Consider the following 2,499-nt stretch of genomic DNA (forward strand, 5'->3'; position numbering starts at 1 on the left):
AAGCGGCTCGCGCCGGCCGTTGTGGACGGTGACTGAGATAGACACCAAAGTGATGCCCATCATTTCCGAACTGATGGGCATCACTTTGTCACAGTCTGAAGAGAAGAAGCCGGGTACCCGGATGGGCCGCCCGAATTACGCCCGGGAGCTTCGTGAGCGACTGGCGGCAGCGGCTTGCGAGCCCGGCGTATCAGTCGCGAAACTGGCGCGCGAGAACGGCATCAATGCGAACATGCTGTTCACCTGGCGGCGGCGATATCTGGCCGAGCAGCAAGCTCAGTCTGCTGGGCTCATCCCGGTCGTGCTGGTAAGCGACACGCCAGCGGAGGTCGCTGCATCATCTCTGGTAGAAGCTCGAGCGCAGGACACGAAGCCTGTAGCAACTGCCGGCACGATCGAGATCCGGATCGGTCGCGCGGTAGTCAAGGTGGACGGCCTGGTCGATGGCGATATCTTGCGGATCGTGCTGGGGAGTCTGCGGTCATGATTTCCCTCCCGGCAGGTACGCGAATCTGGATCGCTGCGGGCGTCACCGATATGCGCGCGGGGTTTCAGGGGCTAGCCGCAAAGGTGCAAACAGCGCTCGAAGAGAATCCGTTGGGCGGCAACGTCTACATCTTCCGGGGCCGTCGCGGCGATCTGGTGAAGATCCTTTGGGCAACCGAGGACGGAATCTGGCTTCTCGCAAAGCGGCTTGAACGAGGCCGCTTTATCTGGCCCCAGGCCGACAGTGGCAAGGTCCATCTGAGCTCTGCACAACTGTCGATGCTTCTTGAGGGCATCGATTGGAGACAGCCCCGTCGCACCGTCGCGTTATCGATGTTGTAAACCGCGCGGTAGACTCGTAAACTAAGGCGCATGTCGAACGGCGCCGATCTTCCTGACGATGTCGAACTCCTGAAGGCCCTGCTGGTCGAGGCCCGTAGCATGCTTGCCGAACGGGATGTCGAGATCGAGCAGCTCAAGGCACGGATCGACAAGCTCAGGCGCATGCAGTTCGGTCGCAAGTCCGAGCAGTTGCAGCGGCAGATCGAGACGCTCGAGACTCAACTCGAGGATCTGGCTGCCGGGCGCGGCGTAGCGGATGTGCAGCGCGCGCAGGCCCACGGTGCAAACGCGTGCGCCTCAAGTGCGGCGACGAGCGTTGCGGCATCAAGACAAGCGCTTCCTGCGCATCTGCCGCGCGAGGATCACGTACTCGAGTACGAGTCGAGTTGCCCGGACTGCGGTCAACCGATGCAGACGCTTGGCGAGGATGTGTCCGAACAACTCGGCCGCGTCGCAGCGGCGTTCAGGGTCATTCGCACGATCCGGCGCAAACTGGTTTGCCCATGCTGCAGCACCATCACACAGCCGCCCATGCCGGGCCTGCCGATCGGGCGGAGCATCGCGCATCCGAGCCTGCTGGCGGACATTCTGGTCGCGAAGTACGCAGACCACCAGCCCTTGTATCGGCAATCGGCGATCGCGGCGCGCGACGGCGTGGCGCTGGACCGGGCCAGCACGGGCCGCTGGGTCGGCCAGTGCGAGGCGTTGTTCGAGCCTCTGATAGAGGCGCTGCGCCGCTATACGACGGCCGCCACAAAGCTGCATGCGGACGACACGCCGATCCCGGTGCTTGCACCGGGCAACAGGAAAACGCGTACCGGCCGGCTGTGGGTCTACGTGCGAGACGATCACCGCTCGGGTTTAATGGAACCGGCCTCAGTCTGGTTCGCTTACTCGCCCAATCGGCAAGGTATCCACCCTCAAACCCATCTCGCCGGCTTCAAGGGGATCCTGCAGGCAGACGCCTACGCGGGGTTCGACGAGTTGTTCTGCGGTGGCCATATACGTGAGGCGGCGTGTCATGCCCACGCCAGGAGAAAGTTCTACGACATTCACGTGCGCACGCCGTCTGACACGACGCAAAAGGCGCTCAACTATATCGGCGAGCTGTACAGCATCGAAGCCACCATACGCGGCAAGCCGGCGGCCGAACGGCGGCGAATACGGCAGGAGAAAGCCAGGCCACTGCTTCAAGCCTATGAAGCGTGGCTCAGGGCGAAGCTCAACACGCTGTCGTCGAAGTCCGATACAGCCAAAGCGATCAACTACTCGCTCAATCAGTGGGCCGCACTGACGTTGTATTGCGAAGACGGTACGCTCGAGATCGACAACAACATCGCCGAAAATGCGCTGCGTTGTGTGAGCCTGGGTCGGAAGAATTTTTTATTTGCTGGCTCCGACAGTGGCGGCGAACGGGCAGCCGCGATGTACTCGCTGATCGGCACTTGCACATTGAATGACATCGATCCGCGTGCCTACCTGGACTATGTGCTAACTCACATCGCTGACCACAAAATCAATCGTATTGACGAACTCCTGCCTTGGCGTGTGACCGACAAGCTGCGCAAGCCAGCAAGTCCACCGGCTCCCGCTACCTGACCGGGCAGGTCCTGATGACCATCATGCCTCACGCGGAAGCGAATGGACGAATGGCCCAGGCGAGCCGCTTAC

The 2,499-nt window shown here is 61.7% G+C and carries 3 protein-coding genes; all 3 read left to right on the forward strand.

The window, feature by feature from the left end; genetic code table 11:
* A partial coding sequence (tnpA, locus tag P0D96_RS47750; RefSeq protein WP_408321269.1) for an IS66-like element accessory protein TnpA occupies nucleotides 1–487 on the forward strand: 487 nt, incomplete at its 5' end.
* A complete protein-coding gene (gene tnpB / locus P0D96_RS47755) occupies nucleotides 484–828 on the forward strand; it encodes an IS66 family insertion sequence element accessory protein TnpB (RefSeq protein WP_408295877.1) in 345 nt (114 codons plus the stop codon). The genes tnpA and tnpB, both read left to right, overlap by 4 nt.
* Before the next feature lie 30 nt (nucleotides 829–858).
* Entirely contained in the window at nucleotides 859–2,427 is a 1,569-nt protein-coding gene (gene tnpC / locus P0D96_RS47760) for an IS66 family transposase (RefSeq protein ID WP_408321271.1), read from the forward strand.
* The last annotated feature ends 72 nt before the right edge of the window (nucleotides 2,428–2,499 follow it).

The organism is Paraburkholderia sp. RL17-347-BIC-D, from assembly GCF_046027915.1.
Taxonomy (GTDB): Bacteria; Pseudomonadota; Gammaproteobacteria; order Burkholderiales; family Burkholderiaceae; genus Paraburkholderia.